This is a genomic window from Psychroserpens sp. BH13MA-6 (assembly GCF_052983595.1).
Window position 1 is genome coordinate 163,044 of record NZ_JBRJGE010000006.1, and the last position, 16,241, is coordinate 179,284.

The following is a 16,241-nucleotide window of genomic DNA, read 5'->3' on the forward strand; positions in this document are numbered from 1 at the left end:
AAATCAATTCAATCAATTCATATTCATTCTTAAAAACCCAATAAAACGAGTGTCTAAAGCCAAAACAATCACGCAAAAATCTGTCAACATTACATAGAACATAACATTAACGTAACATTGTGCTCAATTTAAAACATGAAATTTGTTAACATTAATTTTTTTGTATTCTTACATGGAAAATCTCTATATCTACATGCTTGTCGCTCTTGCTATCTTGGCCATTGCAGACCTTGTAGTAGGCGTCAGTAACGATGCTGTCAATTTCTTGAATTCCGCCATTGGTTCAAAAGCGGTATCTTTTAAAACCATCATTATTGTTGCCAGTTTAGGTGTTGCGTTAGGCGCCATGTCTTCGAGTGGTATGATGGAAGTGGCTCGTAAAGGAATTTTTAATCCCAGTCAATTTATGTTTGACGAAATCATGATCATTTTTATGGCGGTCATGATAACAGATATTTTATTACTCGACTTCTTTAATACATTAGGACTTCCTACCTCTACCACCGTATCCATTGTGTTTGAATTACTCGGTGCTTCGGTGTGTGTAGCCGTATTAAAAATTTATAGTGAAAATTCGCAACAAAGCCTGCTAGATTTAGGCAAGTATATCAATAACGAAAAGGCCATTGAAATCATTTTGGGGATTCTCCTATCTGTGGTCATAGCATTTTCCGTTGGTGCTATTATACAGTATTTTTCTCGGTTATTATTAAGTTTCAAATTTGAAAGTAAACCTCCTTGGTATGGTGCTATTTTTAGCGGTCTGGCTGTAACCTCTATTTTGTATTTCATTCTGATAAAGGGGATCAAAAACGCCACTTTTATGAGTTCGGACGTGAAGGCATTAATTGCCAACAACCCTTTAGAACTAATAGTAATCAGCTTCTTAGTATTTACACTCCTGTCTTATGCTATCATACAATTTACAAAACACAATATTTACACAATCATTATTGTCATTGGAACATTTGCCTTGGCCGTTGCCTTTGCGGGAAATGATTTAGTCAATTTTATTGGCGTCCCAATTGCGGCATACAATGCCTACACCGATTGGGTTGGAAGCGGGCAATTAGCTAATGAGTACCCGATGTCTAGTTTAGCGGAAGCGGTGCAAACACAACCGTATCTCCTTCTCATTGCTGGACTCATCATGGTTCTTACGCTTTGGTTTTCAAGTAAGGCTAAAGCGGTTGTTAAAACATCTGTAGATCTTTCCAGACAAGATGATGTGAAAGAACGTTTTGAACCTAATTACCTTTCCAGAAGTGTTGTTAGAATGAGTATGGCCGCTTCTGAAGGGTTTAATTATCTCATACCAAACGCTACAAAAGCCTATATCGATAAACAATTTGAGAAAACAGACACGCCTTCAGTGATTATTAAAAATGCCGACAAACCTGCATTTGATTTGGTAAGAGCCGCCGTAAATTTAATGGTAGCTAGTGTTTTAATATCAATTGCTACCTCAATGAAACTGCCTCTTTCCACAACCTACGTGACCTTTATGGTCGCCATGGGAACCTCTCTAGCAGATCGAGCATGGGGAAGTGAAAGTGCCGTCTATCGTGTTGCTGGTGTTTTAAATGTGATTGGCGGATGGTTTTTTACAGCGATTAGTGCTTTTGTAGCAGCAGCCATTATGGCACTTATATTATACTATGGCAAAGGGTATGCTTTAACTGGTTTATTAGTTATTGCGGCAGTACTCCTAATAAAAAATTACTTAAGCCATCGTAAAAATTCTAAAGATCAAAAAGAGGTTGACAGCCTTCAAAAAGCAGAAAGTAGCTCTACCCAAGGCGTTATTATAGAAAGCGCAAGTAATATTGCTAACGTTGTGAAGCGTGGAAACAAAATCTACACAAGTGCGATTAATGGACTGGCTACTCAGAATTTAAAAATGCTCAAAAAGAATAAGAAGAATATCAACAAATTGTCTAACGAAATTGACGAGTTACGCGATAACATCTTCTATTTTATAAAAAACTTAGAAGAACCAAGTGTTTCAGCTAGTAATTTCTATATCAATATCTTGGGCTATTTACAGGATATGGCGCAATCATTAGATTATATATCTACAGTGAGCTATAAGCATATAAATAACAATCACAAGAAATTAAAATTTAGTCAGATCAAAGAACTGAAAGAGATTGATGAATTAATGGAAACGCTATTCTCAGATACTAAAAAAGCTTTTGATGCAAATTCATTTGAGGATATTGGACTCGTACTTAATGAGAAGAATGATATTCTAACGAATGTGACTGATAAAATTCAAAAGCAAGTAGAGCGCACAAGAACGGAAGAATCGAGTCCTAAAAACACGACTTTATACTTTAGCTTACTTCTAGAAACTAAAGATCTTTTAAAAGCAACAATGAGTCTGTTGGAAGAGTATCATTCGGCTCACGACAGTAATGTTGAACCCGCAAAGCTGCCTAAAACAGAGGAAGAGGAATAAAAAAAAGCCAGTGTTATAACGCTGGCCTTTTTTATTAGAAGTTATCGTTAAAATTTCACCTCATCAACACCTATTTTTCCTATTTCGTCAAGTCCTTCAAAGGTCTCCTTCTTGGCTTCAAATTTAGCAATATCTACCACATAGGTCTTAGATATCGTATCATGCCAGCCTTTTCCTAAATCACCTAAAAAAGAAAAAGCTTCAAACGGAATCATTCGGGATAAGGATCTTACTAAAATTTCATTAAACGTTGGTTTCGATCCATCATGTAAGACCACTTTGGTCTTCGTAATGTATTTTCCTAAAGAGCGTCCTGTTAATGATTCTATCGTGGTGTAATAGATAAATAAAACAATACAGGCAAAAATATAGTCGACCAGACGGTTATCAGACATAAACAAAAAATCAGAGAGCCCATAACTTCCTGTCAAATCTGAAATCATAATAATGACAAAACCTATAACAAATCCAAGGATTAGCTGTACAATGTAATCGATTATGAAATTTGCAAAACGTAGGCCTTTGCTCGCCAAAACATCGTCTGATACGGTGTATTTAATACTATTCATAAGTTAAAATATTAGTTAGTAGCTCCAAATATAGCTTACTTCAAATAAAATCAAATAGTTTAATTTCGTGTTATCAATTATTTTATCATGAAATATCTTTCGATTATTTTATTTTACGTTGTAGCAACATCGGTAGCGATGAGTCAAGAACTCACAGGACAAGACCTATTGCATAAAGCCATCGCGTTTCACGACCCTTATCAGAATTGGCCAAACTTTAATGGTGACTTAAGAGTAACCATGAACACGCCTAATAAACCAGCTCGTAAGAGTAAAATTCTGATTAATTTGCCCGAAGACTTCTTTTCCGTTCAATCGACTGTAGATACTACCACCACGACCTACACTCTAAACAAGGGTGAATGCACTATAGCCTTAAACGGTAATAAATATCTTACCGAAGCAGAATTAGAAGAAAACAATCTCAATTGCGAAAGAGCCTTGCTTTATAAAAATTACTACACTTATTTGTATGGGTTACCTATGAAACTGAAAGATCCAGGAACTATTATTGCTCCAGACGTGACACGAAAAACATTTAAAGGAAAAGACTATTTGGTGTTAAAAGTTACTTATGAAGAAGCGGTAGGAAACGATATATGGTTCTTTTATTTTGACCCAAATACGTTTGCTATGGAAGTGTATCAGTTCTTTAAAACTGATGACAAAGGACAGATGAAGCCCAATACTGGTGAATATATTTTGCTTACAGATTTGGTAGAAATAAATGCCATAAAAATGCCAAAAGTTAGAGCTTGGTATTACAATAAAAACAATCAATATTTAGGCACCGACACGCTCAAAAACTAATTGGTTCTCCGATAGTTCCAATCTGTTCTAATTCTAAAATCGTACGTTTCTTTTCTAAAAACTTATCTGCTTTAACCACGTAAGTTTTAGCAATGGAATCATGCCAACCTTTACCATTGGTCCCTAAAAATGACAGGGCATCAAAAGGAATAAGCCGACTTAAACTTCTATATAAAATATGTTTATTGGTTGGTGTATCACCTTCTATAGTGACTACCATCGTATTAGTCGCATATTTCCCTAAGGTTCTAAACGTGTAGCGTTCCATTAAAAAATAATATAAAAACATAAAACCGTAGCTGACCACTAAATCCTCCATATCAGACATCCCATTCCATAGGTCATTCAAAGTGTAATTTCCTGTTAACTCTCCTAAATAATAAAAGCCGTAGGCTAATCCATACATAACGGCATATTGTGGAAGTAAATCTATAAAATGGTGCAGCAAACGCTGTCCTTTACTAGCTAGTAAATCTTCGGTAATAGGAAAATTGGAATTCATGAGATGATTATTTATAAGCTTTCAAACATAAAAAAACCATCTTAAAAAAGATGGTTTTTATAACACTTAATAACAAATGTTTAAGTCAAATAGTCTATAAAATTATAGATTTAAGACCCACACATTAAACAATCGTCACCTTCCGCTTCTTTTGCTTGAGCGATTAAAGCCTTCATTTCTTCTGGACTCATTGGCTCTACCTCCAACTTTTCCGAAGTTTTCTTAGCAAATTTCGCAGCTGTCTCAGCCGCTTTTTGTTGTTTTTGAGCCACATTATCTACAGCTACTTCTTGCACTTGAGCAACTGGTTCAGCTTTTGCAACTCTAGAAATAGTGACCTTTTTAGCATCTACCGCACTCTTAGTTCGTAAGTAATACATGCCTGTCTTTAAACCACTCTTCCAAGCATAGAAATGCATAGACGTTAATTTCGCCATAGTAGCACCTTCCATAAATAAGTTAAGTGACTGAGATTGATCAATGAAATAACCTCTATGACGAGACATATCAATAATATCTTTCATACTCAACTCCCATACGGTTTTGTAAAGTTCCTTGATATCCTGAGGAATAGTATCAATATGTTGTACAGAACCATTAGCTCTCATGATTTCATTTTTAAGGTTTTCATCCCAAAGTCCAAGATCTACGAGGTCTTCCAATAAATGTTTGTTAACCACAATAAACTCACCAGACAATACACGTCTTGTATAAATATTAGACGTATAAGGCTCAAAACATTCATTGTTTCCTAAGATTTGTGACGTAGAAGCTGTTGGCATTGGCGCTACTAAAAGCGAGTTACGAACACCGTGTTTCAATACTTGTTTACGCAGTTTTTCCCAATCCCAAAGTCCGCTAAGCTCTTCATCTTTGATACCCCAAAGGTTATGCTGAAATTCTCCTTTACTGATAGGAGATCCTTCATAACTCTGGTATGGACCATCTGCTTTAGCTTCTTCCATACTTGCTGTAACGGCAGCAAAATAAAGTGTTTCAAAGATATCTTGGTTCAATTTTTTAGCTTCATCACTTGTAAAAGGCATTCTCAATTTAATGAAGGTATCTGCCAATCCTTGAACCCCTAAACCAACTGGTCTATGACGGAAGTTGGAGTTTTCAGCTTCTTTAACCGGATAATAATTTCTATCGATGACTCTGTTCAAGTTTTTAGTCACACGTTTTGTAATCCTAAATAATTCCTTGTGATCAAACTCACCATTCTTTACGAACATTGGTAAAGCAATAGAAGCCAAGTTACACACAGCCACCTCATCTGGAGATGTGTACTCCATAATCTCAGTACATAAATTCGAAGAACGAATAGTTCCTAAGTTTTTCTGGTTTGATTTACGGTTAGCAGCATCTTTGTAAAGCATGTATGGCGTACCCGTTTCAATTTGTGACTCTAATATTTTTTCCCAAAGCTCACGTGCCTTAATGGTTTTTCGGCCTCTTCCTTCAGATTCATATTTAGTATATAACGTCTCGAATTCTTCACTATGCACATCACATAAACCAGGACATTCGTTAGGGCACATGAGTGTCCATTCACCATTTTCCTGAACGCGTTTCATGAATAAGTCTGGCATCCACATCGCATAGAACAAGTCACGCGCACGCAATTCTTCGGCACCATGATTCTTTTTCAAATCTAAGAAACTCATGATATCTGCATGCCATGGTTCAATATACATCGCAAAGCTTCCTTTTCGCTTTCCACCTCCTTGATCTACATATCGCGCTGTATCATTAAATACTTTTAACATTGGCACAATACCGTTACTCGTACCATTGGTTCCAGCGATATAACTCCCTGTTGCACGAATATTGTGGATAGACAATCCTATACCACCAGCCGATTGCGAAATCTTTGCTGTTTGTTTTAGTGTATCGTAAATCCCATCAATACTGTCATCTTTCATGGTTAATAAGAAACAAGATGACATTTGAGGTTTTGGTGTTCCAGAGTTAAATAATGTAGGTGTAGCGTGTGTAAAATATTTCTTGGACATCAATTCATAAGTCTCAATAGCAGCGTCCAAATCATTTAAGTGAATCCCAATAGAAACTCTCATCAACATGTGCTGAGGGCGTTCCGCAATTTTACCATTCAATTTCAAAAGGTAAGATCTCTCTAAGGTTTTAAATCCAAAATAGTCATATCCAAAATCACGATTATAAATAATCGCGGAGTCCAGTTTATCTTTATTATCGGTAATGACTTTATAAACCTCATCGCTCAATAGAGGTGCTTTCTTCCCTGTTCTTGGGTTGACGTATGTATAGAGATCAGTCATGACCTCACTAAAGGTCTTCTTTGTATTTTTATGTAAGTTCGATACCGATATACGAGCTGCCAAACGCGCATAATCGGGATGCGCAGTCGTCATGGTTGCTGCCTGTTCGGCTGCTAAATTATCCAATTCGCTGGTGGTAACACCATCGTATAGACCATCAATAACTCGCATGGCCACTTTAATTGGGTCTACAAGTTCATTAAGACCATAGCATAGTTTACGAACTCTAGCCGTAATTTTGTCAAACATTATCGGCTCTTTTCTTCCATCTCTTTTTAATACATACATACGTTACACATTTTTTAGTTTTTTTCTGAAGCTACCTTTCAGAAAAAGGGTTAGTTAGTTATCGTTAATCAAATAGACATCTGATTAACAAAGGATTAATTATTAGGTTTATTCTGAAATTAAAATTGACGGTCAACACTTTGTCTATAGTGCAAAGACCACTTTAGCAAACACGTCAATTAAAATAATTTTGTCTTGGTTGCTTTGGTGTTAGAAATCGAAACTATCTGAACCAAAGTCGTATTTGTTTTCTTCTTCTTCCTTATTAAGAACACCTGCTTTTTGGTATTCGGAAACACGTTTTTCGAAGAAGTTTGTTTTTCCTTGCAATGATATCATATCCATGAAATCAAAAGGATTTGCTGTGTTGTATACCTTTTCACAACCTAAATCAGCGAGCAAACCATCTGTTACAAACTCTAGATATTGTGACATTAGCTTCGCATTCATTCCAATTAAACTCACTGGAAGTGATTCGGTAATAAACTCTCTTTCAATATTTAAAGCATCTATGATAATTTCCTTAATACGTTCTTTCGACACTTTATTCACTAAGTGATTTTCATGCAGGTGCACGGCAAAGTCACAATGCATCCCTTCATCACGTGAAATTAACTCATTCGAGAAGGTAAGTCCTGGCATTAAACCACGTTTCTTCAGCCAGAAGATAGAACAAAACGACCCTGAAAAGAAGATTCCTTCCACTGCTGCAAAAGCAATCAATCGTTCTGCAAAGCTTGGTGATTCTATCCATTTCAATGCCCATTCTGCTTTTTTCTTAATTGCAGGAAATGTTTCAATGGCATGGAATAACTTATTTTTTTCCTTTTCGTCTTTTACATAAGTGTCAATTAACAAGGAATAGGTTTCACTATGAATGTTCTCCATCATGATTTGAAAACCATAAAAGAACTTGGCTTCACTGTATTGTACTTCATTGACAAAGTTTTCAGCTAAATTTTCATTAACGATGCCATCACTTGCTGCAAAAAACGCCAATACATGCTTGATAAAATAGCGCTCATCATCATTTAATTTATCCGTCCAATCTGTTAAATCTTGATGTAAATCAATCTCTTCTGCAGTCCACATACTTGCCTCAGATTTCTTATACCACTCCCACAAATCGTGATGTTGAATTGGGAATATTACAAATCGATCTTTGTTTTCTTGCAAAATTGGTTCTACAACTTGAGACATAATAATTGGTTTTTTTATTTAAAAATTAGCTGAAAAATTTCGTGTGATTCGGGACTAACAAAGATTGAAAAATGTAAGAGATAATTCGAAGATTTAACCGAAAGCTTTTCAACAAGTTTTTAACAATTGGTGATTTCACAAAAAAACTAAAGAATTGTTAAAAATATTTTTAATTACTTGATATTCAATTATTTAAAAACTTTTGTGCTTCTCAAAAAAAGTAAGTAATATCCTATTAAATAAGCAGTCGCAAGTGATTTTTACTAGGTCTTTCTTCGTTCAAAAAAAGGGATAGTTTCAAATAAGAAAAGAGAGCGAAATTCACTCTCTTTTCATCCCTAATAATTAACTAACTAAAACTATTTGCTAACATGTAGTCGCTATAACTAAAATACCATTAAAAAAAGTCAGGTGTGACCCTGACTTTTTTATTGATTAATAGCATTTAATCAAATTAGTGAATCCCCACGATCACTTTATTTTTAATCTATTAATAAGATTTGGTCATCTTAACTACGGTTCAAATATCAAAAATTATATGCTCCCACACGTTCCTATTTGTATGGTTGGTAATAAATAATGTATAACTGGCATTTAAAAAATCTATAGCTCTTATTTCATACGTACTTTAAAACACACTACACAGGAAATGATGCTAATTATACATACTTATAAGCAGTATATGGTATTAAATTCTATATTTATCGTATGATTAAAGCAGTAATTGTAGATGATGAACCAAAAGCCATCCAAGGCTTATCATGGGAACTCACTAATTTTAGTAAAGACATTGAAATTGTCGAAACCTTCTCCAACCCTGAGGAAGCAATTGTCTATTTAACAACAAATCCGCCCGATTGTTTGTTCTTGGATATTCAGATGCCCACCATGGACGGGTTTCAATTTCTTGAAAAGTTACCGAATAAGGATTTTGCGGTTGTCATTACAACTGCTTATGACGAGTATGCTATTAAAGCACTAAAACATGAAGCGATTGATTATTTATTAAAGCCTATTGATTCAGATGATCTTCAAGACACCATATTAAAGATTAATAAGTTTAATTCAAGAGTGATCAATTCCTCAAAAATTGAAGAAGCGCTCTTGAGTTTTAATGAAAAGTTTGACAAGAAGAAAATCACAATCAATACGGATGGTAAACTTATCTTTCTCAATATAGAAGATATTTTATTTGTAGAGTCTGATGGTAATTACAGCACCATAGTGACCAATAACAATCAAAACATTGTGATTACCAAAAAACTCAAAGAAGTGGACGCCATTTTACCGGATCACTATTTTTTTAGAATTCATAATTCATTTATCGTTAACTTGAACAAAATTAAAGAGTTTATTAAAAGTGAAGGTTATGTTATCATGGAGTCTAATCATAAAATCCCTGTTGCTCGACAACGCAAGTCTGACTTTCTAGAAAAATTATAGTGACTACTACCATATCACATAACAAAAAGAAAATCCCAACGCCAACATTGTTGGTAGTACTCATTAGTCTCATGTTATGGCTACCTGTTTGGTCGCAAACCAACAACGCTTCAGATTTTGAAGCTCATATGAGCTATTTAAAACAATTTAAACCAAATCGTTTTTCAACATTAGATTCCTTGTTTCGTCGTTTTGATAGAGATAGTATTAAAATGAAATCCCTCATAAGCACGTCAAGAACTATGAATGCTTTAGCTGCTGAAAGTTATGCGCTTAATGCTTTGGGTGTGATTTACAGAAATGTCTCTCTTTACGAACAATCTATTGCTACACACGAACAAGCTAAAACCATTGCCGATCAGATCAATGATGAAGAGCTTAAAATTATTAGCTTAAACAATATTGGTGTGGCTTACCGCAGAATGGATTTGGTTAAACCAGCATTAGATTACCACACACAGGCTTTAGATATTGCGCGCTCCATAAAAAATCCATCCGAAACCGTATCTTATAACATTGCGGTTTCTCAGAACAGTATTGGTAATATCTACCTGATACTTGAACAATATGAACTGGCGATTAAGCAATTCCAGAAATCTCTTGGTATAGAAAAACAATCAGGCAATCGTCTGGGACTTGCTATCAACTACCAGAATATTGGGTATGCAAATGAAGCACAAGGCAATTTGGAAAGTGCCTTGAGGAATTACAAGTTATCCTTGGAATACAATGAACAGATTAATTCCAATTTAGGGCGCGTGATTTGTTACAATAGTATCGGTCAAGTCTATATTAAGCAACAGAAATATTTGGATGCCAAAGTGATCATTGAAAAGGCTCTTGCAAAAGCCTTGCAAATTGGCGACCAATTTTATATTGCCGCTTCCTATATCAATTTAGGTTGGGTACAAAAAGAAATGGAACAGCTTTCAAAAGCGGAAGCAAATTTGAAGAAAGGACTTGAGGTTGCAACATCTTATAATCTCAACCTCTCCATCGTTGAAGCCAATAAACACCTTTCGGAATTATATACGAAAACGGACGATTATCAATTAGCTTACAATCATTACAAAGCGTCAATTGACCTTGAGAAAACCATCAATAATGAGCGAAACCTACGTTATGTAAACGATGTCATTATTCAGTATGAAAATGAAGCCAAAAACAAAGAAATCAAAGCATTAGCAAGTGAAAACCAAATTGTAAAGTCCAAACTTGAACGCAATAAAAAAATTTTTTGGTACTCCATGTTGGCGCTTGCTATCATTGTAGGAATCTTGGTCGCTTTATATAGAAACAGACAGTTAGAACAAGAAAAACAAATTCTAACTTTAGAGCAAGACATGCTTCGTAGCCAAATGAATCCTCATTTTATTTTTAATTCATTGAACTCCATCAAACTTTATATCATCAATAACGAGAAAGAAAATGCGGTCTATTATTTGAATAAATTTTCTAAACTCATCCGAAAAATCCTTGTGGCTTCCTCTGAAAAAGAAAGCTCTTTAGAAGATGAATTAGATACGATGAAGCTTTATATGAATATCGAAAACATACGGTTTTCAAATGAAATTGATTTCGAAATCAAGGTGGATGATGTCATCAATACCGCTAGTATTAAAGTACCATCATTGGTTTTACAACCCTTTTTGGAAAATGCCCTTTGGCACGGATTATCTTCTAAAAAAGACAACAAAAAAATCAGTCTTCAGGTGTATCGCACGCAAGATGATTATGTTAGAATTTCAATTACTGACAATGGTATCGGACGTGAAGAGGCTGAAAAAATTAACAGAGATAAACTCTTAAAGCGAAAGTCTGTAGGTATCGCAATTACTAAAGCACGTCTTACCAACTTTTCAAAGAGTTACACCCATGATTATCATATAGAAATTGAAGATTTGTATGATAATAACCAAAATCCAGTAGGCACAAAGGTTTTGATTGATATTCCTACGCGATCTACCATTTTACGAACAGCTTAATTATACATAAACAGCTAGTCAAAAGTTTGAGCCACCTTCTCTAATTCTGTGTACCATTCCTCACCAAATTTTCTTATGAGTGCCTCCTTGACAAACTTATAAACAGGCACTTGCAATTCTTTACCTAATGTACATGCATCACTACAAATATCCCATCGGTCGTAGTTCACCGCAGAAAATTCCGTATAGCTTTTAATTCGTATTGGATACAAATGGCAGGACACCGGTTTTTTCCATGAAATTGCTCCTTGATTGTAGGCTTCTTCAATCCCACATAAAGCCGTTTTTTTATCATCAAATATCACGTAGGCACAATCTGCTCCATTGATCAGTGGGGTCTCAAAATCATCAAATTCTGTCGTAATATGTGTGCCTTGAGCTTCAATCGCATCCACACCTTCCTGCCTTAAAAATGGTTTTACTTTAGGATAGATTTCCTTGAGTATTGATATTTCCTCAGGATCTAAAGGCGCACCTGCATCGCCATCAATACAACAAGCCCCTTTACATGCCGATAAATTACATACGAAATCCTTCTCAATAATATCCTCGGAAACAATCGTTTTACCTAACTGAAACATACTTTTAAATTAATACTGAAACCATGGACAAAAGTAATTAAACTTTACGATTATTTAATGTTATAAATCATAACTAAAGGGCTACATTTGCCGAAAATTTACAAACCATGGATATTCAATTAAATTTCAGGGAAATCTTAACCGCTTTTATGATACTTTTTGCGGTGATTGATATTATTGGTAATATTCCAATCGTTATTGATTTAAGAAAAAAAGTAGGACACATACAAAGTGAAAAAGCCTCAATCATAGCTGGTATTATCATGGTGCTATTTCTTTTTTTAGGAAAAACCATTCTGTCTTTTTTAGGGGTTGGTGTCAATTCTTTTGCTGTGGCTGGTGCGTTTATCCTATTCTTTATCGCACTTGAAATGATCTTGGGTATAACGTTGTACAAGCAAGATGACAACGCTAGTGTAACAGCCTCTGTATTTCCTTTAGCCTTTCCTTTAATTGCAGGACCAGGAAGTTTAACAACCTTACTATCTCTTCGAGCTGAATACCGAATTGAAAATATCATTGTTGCGGTCATCCTAAATGTTATCATTATCTTTATCGTATTAAAAACCTCAGCTAGAATTGAACGCTTAATAGGTCAAAACGGCATTAATATTATACGTAAAGTATTTGGTGTTATCCTTTTGGCTATTGCGGTGAAATTATTCGCCCATAATATTAAAGCATTATTTGAACTGGCTTAATTCATTTGTCAATGAAATATTTTACCATCATTGCTACCATCATTGCTGTTGCACTTGTTGCCTATAATAGCACCAAACTGGACTTTGAAAATTTGTTTGAAGGACAAAGTATCATAGCTCTCATTACCATTTTAGCAGCACTTTGTGCGGTAGGATTGTTACAACTATTGCGACTATCAAAACGTGTTGATCAAAAATCAAAAGAAAAATAATGACATACGATGCTCTTATAATAGGTGGTGGAGCCGCAGGTATGTCTTGTGCTTTGGTACTCGGATCTGCAAGACCAAAACCCTACGCAGCGGACAAACATATAGCGATTGTTACGCACCAAAGAACGTCTCATTTGCAAAACGCTTTGTTCAATAACGTTCTTGGACTAACACCAGGCACGCTTGGTAAAGACATCTTAGAAAGTGGTAAAACGCAGCTCCAAGATTGCTATCCACATGTGGACCAAATAGCCAAAGAAAAAGTAAAATCTATAGAAAAAACTGCTGATGGTTTTACGATCACAACCAACAAAAATACGTATCAATCAAAGATTGTCGTGGTTGCTGTTGGCTACACCAATCTAATGACCATTAAAGGTCTAGAAGCCTATGTCGCACCACACCCAAGAGCGGCAATAGAGAAAGAACGCATTTGGTTAAAAAATAATAACCACCTCGTGGCTAATGGCTTATATGTTGCCGGCACGTTAGCAGGATGGCGAAGTCAATTTGCAATTGCCTGCGGTAGTGGCGCACAAGTTGCTACTGATATTTTAACCCTTTGGAATAACGGGCAACATACCAAAGTACACGACAAGGTATAATGGGTAAAAAAAGGCAAAAAACGAGTCGCAAATCAATCGCCTTACTTCTTTTGATGAGTCTTCTTTTAACTGGCTTATGTTTTTACAGCTATTTTTCAGAAGTCGAAGAGAGTATTCAAATTTCTGGCACATTCAATGACTATCAAGAAACGAGTAGGCGCGTTAATAAATCCAGAAAAACCTACTTCTACATCTATCTTGACGGCCACAAGTATTCCATTCCTCGTATATACATTTCAGCCTTTAAAAAAGAGGAATTCCTAAGGGATATAAAACAAGGAGACTCTTTAACCTTATGGGTTCATGGAAATACGGCAATAGATCAAATTAGCAGGTCTCAAAAAAATTATATAGATCGTCAATTGATGCAAGAACATATGGAAGAGAACAATATGACAGGTCTTATCTTAGGTTGTTTTTTCTTGGCGTGTAGTGGATATCTGGCGTTTTCGTACGTTAGGCAAAAAAGTAAGTAGTTAATCGTCGCTTGCTTCGGAAAGATTCACTTCAAAGGCATCATTCTCGCTTAACAAAATCACTTCCTCAATCATATCATCGGATTCATTTAAGATTTTTTCAGCCACATTACTGCCATATAATTGTTCGGCCAATTCTGATTTAATAAGTCTGCGAATTTGATCGTGATAGGCCACAAAAGTAATATTGGTGCGTTCTTTCATATTTACATATTCCTGAAACTTAACTACAATATCATCGCTCACCTCAAAATTATTGATAAAATCATTAGCTTCAACATTCTGATAAACACTACGATCTCTATCTAACTCCGTAAAAACAAAATTACTAAAGTACTCTTGACGTCTCATGTAGTTTAAAGTTTCATTCTCATGAGAAGTGTTCAACGGTACAAATATATCGGGAATAATACCACCACCACCGTAAACAATTTTTCCTTTAGGTGTTTTAAACTTCAACGAATCGGCTACTTCGATACTTTCGGCATCCTCAAACTCACCACTTCTTAGTCTTTTATAATAATCTTTATAGTAATCACTATTATTACCATTATCGTAAGGCCTTTGGATAGAACGTCCAGTAGGCGTATAATAACGAGACACCGTTAATCGTACAGCACTACCATCACCCAAAGACATTTCTCTTTGCACTAATCCTTTACCATAACTTCTGCGCCCAACGATAGTCCCCTTATCATTATCTTGAAGGGCACCAGCCACTATTTCACTGGCGGAAGCGGAACTTTCATTTATAAGAATGTAAATATCACCTTCTTCAAAATCACCACGTTTGGTGGCATACACATTCTCAACTTTTCCTGATTTATTTTTTGTAAATAAAATCAGTTTATCATCTTCTAAAAACTCGTCTACGATTTGCTCAGCAATGCCGAGAAATCCACCAGGATTGTCTCTTAAATCCAATGCCAATTGTGTAGCACCTCGATCTTGAAGTTGATCTAAAGCGCGTTTAAACTCTTTGTAAGTGGACTCTGCAAAACGATTTATTTTAATATAGCCTAACTTATCCGTGAGCATGTAGGCCGCATCCACACTTTTGATAGGCACCACATCACGTTTCACTTTAAATTTTAAAAATTTATCTTCTTCTTTACGATAGACCAATAAATCAACCGAAGACCCTTTCTCACCTTTTAGCTTTTGAATAATGGCTCTGTTACTCCATTCCTTACCAAAAATTGAATCACCATCTGCCATTAAGATACGGTCTCCAGATTTGATGCCAGCTTTTTCACTCGGACCACCTTCGACAGTCCTAATCACTGCAATTGTATCCTTATAGGTATAAAAGCTCACGCCTAAACCAATAAAATCACCTTTCATATTATTGGTAACACGCTCCAATTCACTCTTAGGAATGTAAGTAGAGTGTGGATCTAGATTGTCTAAAATACCATTGACCGTGACATCTACAATACTATCGGTATTGACGTCATCCACATACTCATAATCAATATAATCTATGAGGCGATTGAGTTTATCCTTTTTACTATTCGATGTAAAAAGTCGGTCGGAAGTATCAGAGAAATTTAATTTTCCGCCAATAAAAACGCCAGTCGCAATAGCGACTCCAACAATGAGCGGTATGTATTTTTTATCAAATGCCATTAGACGTTTACATCTTGTATTAACTCAAGTTCTATGCCAGCTTTTCGTAGAAAGTCCAATCCAGAACCATCTTTATACCCTTCTTGATACACCACTCTCACTATGCCAGCTTGGTGTATTAATTTACTACATTCCTTACAAGGTGACAGCGTGATATATAAGGTAGCTCCTTTACAGGATTGTGTTGAGGAAGCCACCTTTAATATGGCATTGGCTTCGGCATGAAGCACATACCACTTCGTGTACCCTTCATCATCTTCACAGTAATTCTCAAAACCGGTTGGAGTACCGTTGTATCCATCAGAGATGATCATCCGATCCTTGACTATTAAAGCGCCCACTTGTTTGCGCTTACAATGAGATAATTTACCCCATTCTTTCGCGATTCTCAAATAAGCTTTATCGTATCGTCGTTGTTTGTTTTCTGACATATTTCACGTTGAGTCCTTTGTTTTGGACTTCATTATCAGTTACCTAAA

The 16,241-nt window shown here is 35.6% G+C and carries 15 protein-coding genes; 8 read left to right on the forward strand and 7 right to left on the reverse strand.

Annotated elements, in window-relative coordinates:
- Window positions 1-172 precede the first annotated feature (172 nt).
- Window positions 173-2,461, forward strand: coding sequence for an inorganic phosphate transporter (locus ACU8DI_RS12915; protein WP_447113199.1), 2,289 nt, complete (start codon window positions 173-175; stop codon window positions 2,459-2,461).
- A 47-nt stretch (window positions 2,462-2,508) separates the two neighbouring features.
- On the opposite strand, the gene ACU8DI_RS12920 is transcribed toward ACU8DI_RS12915, so the two are convergent.
- The gene (locus ACU8DI_RS12920; RefSeq protein ID WP_447113200.1) at window positions 2,509-3,030 is read right to left on the reverse strand and encodes an RDD family protein; all 522 of its coding nucleotides are present in this window, start codon (window positions 3,028-3,030) and stop codon (window positions 2,509-2,511) included.
- 87 nt (window positions 3,031-3,117) lie between these two features.
- Here ACU8DI_RS12920 and ACU8DI_RS12925 point away from each other — a divergent pair, with 87 nt between their 5' ends.
- A complete protein-coding gene (locus ACU8DI_RS12925) occupies window positions 3,118-3,840 on the forward strand; it encodes a DUF6503 family protein (RefSeq protein WP_447113201.1) in 723 nt (240 codons plus the stop codon).
- Here the strand turns inward: ACU8DI_RS12925 and ACU8DI_RS12930 are convergent.
- The 3 genes from ACU8DI_RS12930 to ACU8DI_RS12940 form a co-directional block, all read right to left on the reverse strand.
- Window positions 3,830-4,342, reverse strand: coding sequence for an RDD family protein (locus tag ACU8DI_RS12930; RefSeq protein ID WP_447113202.1), 513 nt, complete (start codon window positions 4,340-4,342; stop codon window positions 3,830-3,832). The genes ACU8DI_RS12925 and ACU8DI_RS12930 overlap by 11 nt on opposite strands.
- A 110-nt stretch (window positions 4,343-4,452) precedes the next feature.
- Window positions 4,453-6,930 carry a ribonucleoside-diphosphate reductase subunit alpha gene (locus ACU8DI_RS12935; protein WP_447113203.1) on the reverse strand — a complete coding sequence of 826 codons (2,478 nt, stop codon included), beginning with the start codon at window positions 6,928-6,930 and terminating at the stop codon, window positions 4,453-4,455.
- A 210-nt stretch (window positions 6,931-7,140) separates the two neighbouring features.
- A complete protein-coding gene (locus ACU8DI_RS12940; protein ID WP_447113204.1) occupies window positions 7,141-8,130 on the reverse strand; it encodes a ribonucleotide-diphosphate reductase subunit beta in 990 nt (329 codons plus the stop codon).
- A 708-nt stretch (window positions 8,131-8,838) separates the two neighbouring features.
- On the opposite strand from ACU8DI_RS12940, the gene ACU8DI_RS12945 reads away from it, so the two are divergent.
- Both ACU8DI_RS12945 and ACU8DI_RS12950 read left to right on the forward strand, forming a co-directional pair.
- Window positions 8,839-9,573, forward strand: coding sequence for a LytR/AlgR family response regulator transcription factor (locus tag ACU8DI_RS12945; protein ID WP_447113205.1), 735 nt, complete (start codon window positions 8,839-8,841; stop codon window positions 9,571-9,573).
- A complete protein-coding gene (locus ACU8DI_RS12950) occupies window positions 9,573-11,558 on the forward strand; it encodes a tetratricopeptide repeat-containing sensor histidine kinase (protein ID WP_447113206.1) in 1,986 nt (661 codons plus the stop codon). Before ACU8DI_RS12945 ends, ACU8DI_RS12950 begins: the two co-directional genes overlap by 1 nt.
- 14 nt (window positions 11,559-11,572) lie before the next feature.
- Here ACU8DI_RS12950 and ACU8DI_RS12955 read toward each other — a convergent pair whose 3' ends face one another.
- A complete protein-coding gene (locus ACU8DI_RS12955) occupies window positions 11,573-12,139 on the reverse strand; it encodes a DUF3109 family protein (RefSeq protein ID WP_447113207.1) in 567 nt (188 codons plus the stop codon).
- A 113-nt stretch (window positions 12,140-12,252) separates the two neighbouring features.
- Here ACU8DI_RS12955 and ACU8DI_RS12960 point away from each other — a divergent pair, with 113 nt between their 5' ends.
- The 4 genes from ACU8DI_RS12960 to ACU8DI_RS12975 are packed head-to-tail and all read left to right on the forward strand — an operon-like array spanning window position 12,253 to window position 14,133.
- Window positions 12,253-12,840 carry a MarC family protein gene (locus ACU8DI_RS12960; protein ID WP_447113249.1) on the forward strand — a complete coding sequence of 196 codons (588 nt, stop codon included), beginning with the start codon at window positions 12,253-12,255 and terminating at the stop codon, window positions 12,838-12,840.
- A gap of 11 nt (window positions 12,841-12,851) precedes the next feature.
- Entirely contained in the window at window positions 12,852-13,052 is a 201-nt protein-coding gene (locus tag ACU8DI_RS12965) for a hypothetical protein (RefSeq protein WP_447113208.1), read from the forward strand.
- Complete coding sequence (locus ACU8DI_RS12970; protein ID WP_447113209.1) at window positions 13,052-13,657, forward strand: NAD(P)-binding domain-containing protein; 606 nt, start codon at window positions 13,052-13,054, stop codon at window positions 13,655-13,657. The genes ACU8DI_RS12965 and ACU8DI_RS12970 overlap by 1 nt, the downstream gene beginning before the upstream one ends.
- Before the next feature lie 53 nt (window positions 13,658-13,710).
- Window positions 13,711-14,133 carry a hypothetical protein gene (locus tag ACU8DI_RS12975; protein WP_447113210.1) on the forward strand — a complete coding sequence of 141 codons (423 nt, stop codon included), beginning with the start codon at window positions 13,711-13,713 and terminating at the stop codon, window positions 14,131-14,133.
- Here the strand turns inward: ACU8DI_RS12975 and ACU8DI_RS12980 are convergent, their stop codons facing one another.
- Window positions 14,134-15,762: a S41 family peptidase gene (locus ACU8DI_RS12980; RefSeq protein WP_447113211.1), complete on the reverse strand. Its 1,629-nt coding sequence runs from the start codon at window positions 15,760-15,762 to the stop codon at window positions 14,134-14,136. It lies immediately after the preceding gene.
- Complete coding sequence (locus ACU8DI_RS12985; RefSeq protein ID WP_447113212.1) at window positions 15,762-16,193, reverse strand: deoxycytidylate deaminase; 432 nt, start codon at window positions 16,191-16,193, stop codon at window positions 15,762-15,764. The genes ACU8DI_RS12980 and ACU8DI_RS12985 overlap by 1 nt, the downstream gene beginning before the upstream one ends.
- Between the last annotated feature and the right edge of the window lie 48 nt (window positions 16,194-16,241).

Coding starts and splice junctions, on each gene's coding strand:
- ACU8DI_RS12915 (WP_447113199.1), top strand. CDS start 173: ATGGAAAATCTCTATATCTACATGCTTGTCGCTCTTGCTATCTTGGCC.
- ACU8DI_RS12920 (WP_447113200.1), bottom strand. CDS start 3,030: ATGAATAGTATTAAATACACCGTATCAGACGATGTTTTGGCGAGCAAA.
- ACU8DI_RS12925 (WP_447113201.1), top strand. CDS start 3,118: ATGAAATATCTTTCGATTATTTTATTTTACGTTGTAGCAACATCGGTA.
- ACU8DI_RS12930 (WP_447113202.1), bottom strand. CDS start 4,342: ATGAATTCCAATTTTCCTATTACCGAAGATTTACTAGCTAGTAAAGGA.
- ACU8DI_RS12935 (WP_447113203.1), bottom strand. CDS start 6,930: ATGTATGTATTAAAAAGAGATGGAAGAAAAGAGCCGATAATGTTTGAC.
- ACU8DI_RS12940 (WP_447113204.1), bottom strand. CDS start 8,130: ATGTCTCAAGTTGTAGAACCAATTTTGCAAGAAAACAAAGATCGATTT.
- ACU8DI_RS12945 (WP_447113205.1), top strand. CDS start 8,839: ATGATTAAAGCAGTAATTGTAGATGATGAACCAAAAGCCATCCAAGGC.
- ACU8DI_RS12955 (WP_447113207.1), bottom strand. CDS start 12,139: ATGTTTCAGTTAGGTAAAACGATTGTTTCCGAGGATATTATTGAGAAG.
- ACU8DI_RS12965 (WP_447113208.1), top strand. CDS start 12,852: ATGAAATATTTTACCATCATTGCTACCATCATTGCTGTTGCACTTGTT.
- ACU8DI_RS12970 (WP_447113209.1), top strand. CDS start 13,052: ATGACATACGATGCTCTTATAATAGGTGGTGGAGCCGCAGGTATGTCT.
- ACU8DI_RS12975 (WP_447113210.1), top strand. CDS start 13,711: ATGAGTCTTCTTTTAACTGGCTTATGTTTTTACAGCTATTTTTCAGAA.
- ACU8DI_RS12980 (WP_447113211.1), bottom strand. CDS start 15,762: ATGGCATTTGATAAAAAATACATACCGCTCATTGTTGGAGTCGCTATT.
- ACU8DI_RS12985 (WP_447113212.1), bottom strand. CDS start 16,193: ATGTCAGAAAACAAACAACGACGATACGATAAAGCTTATTTGAGAATC.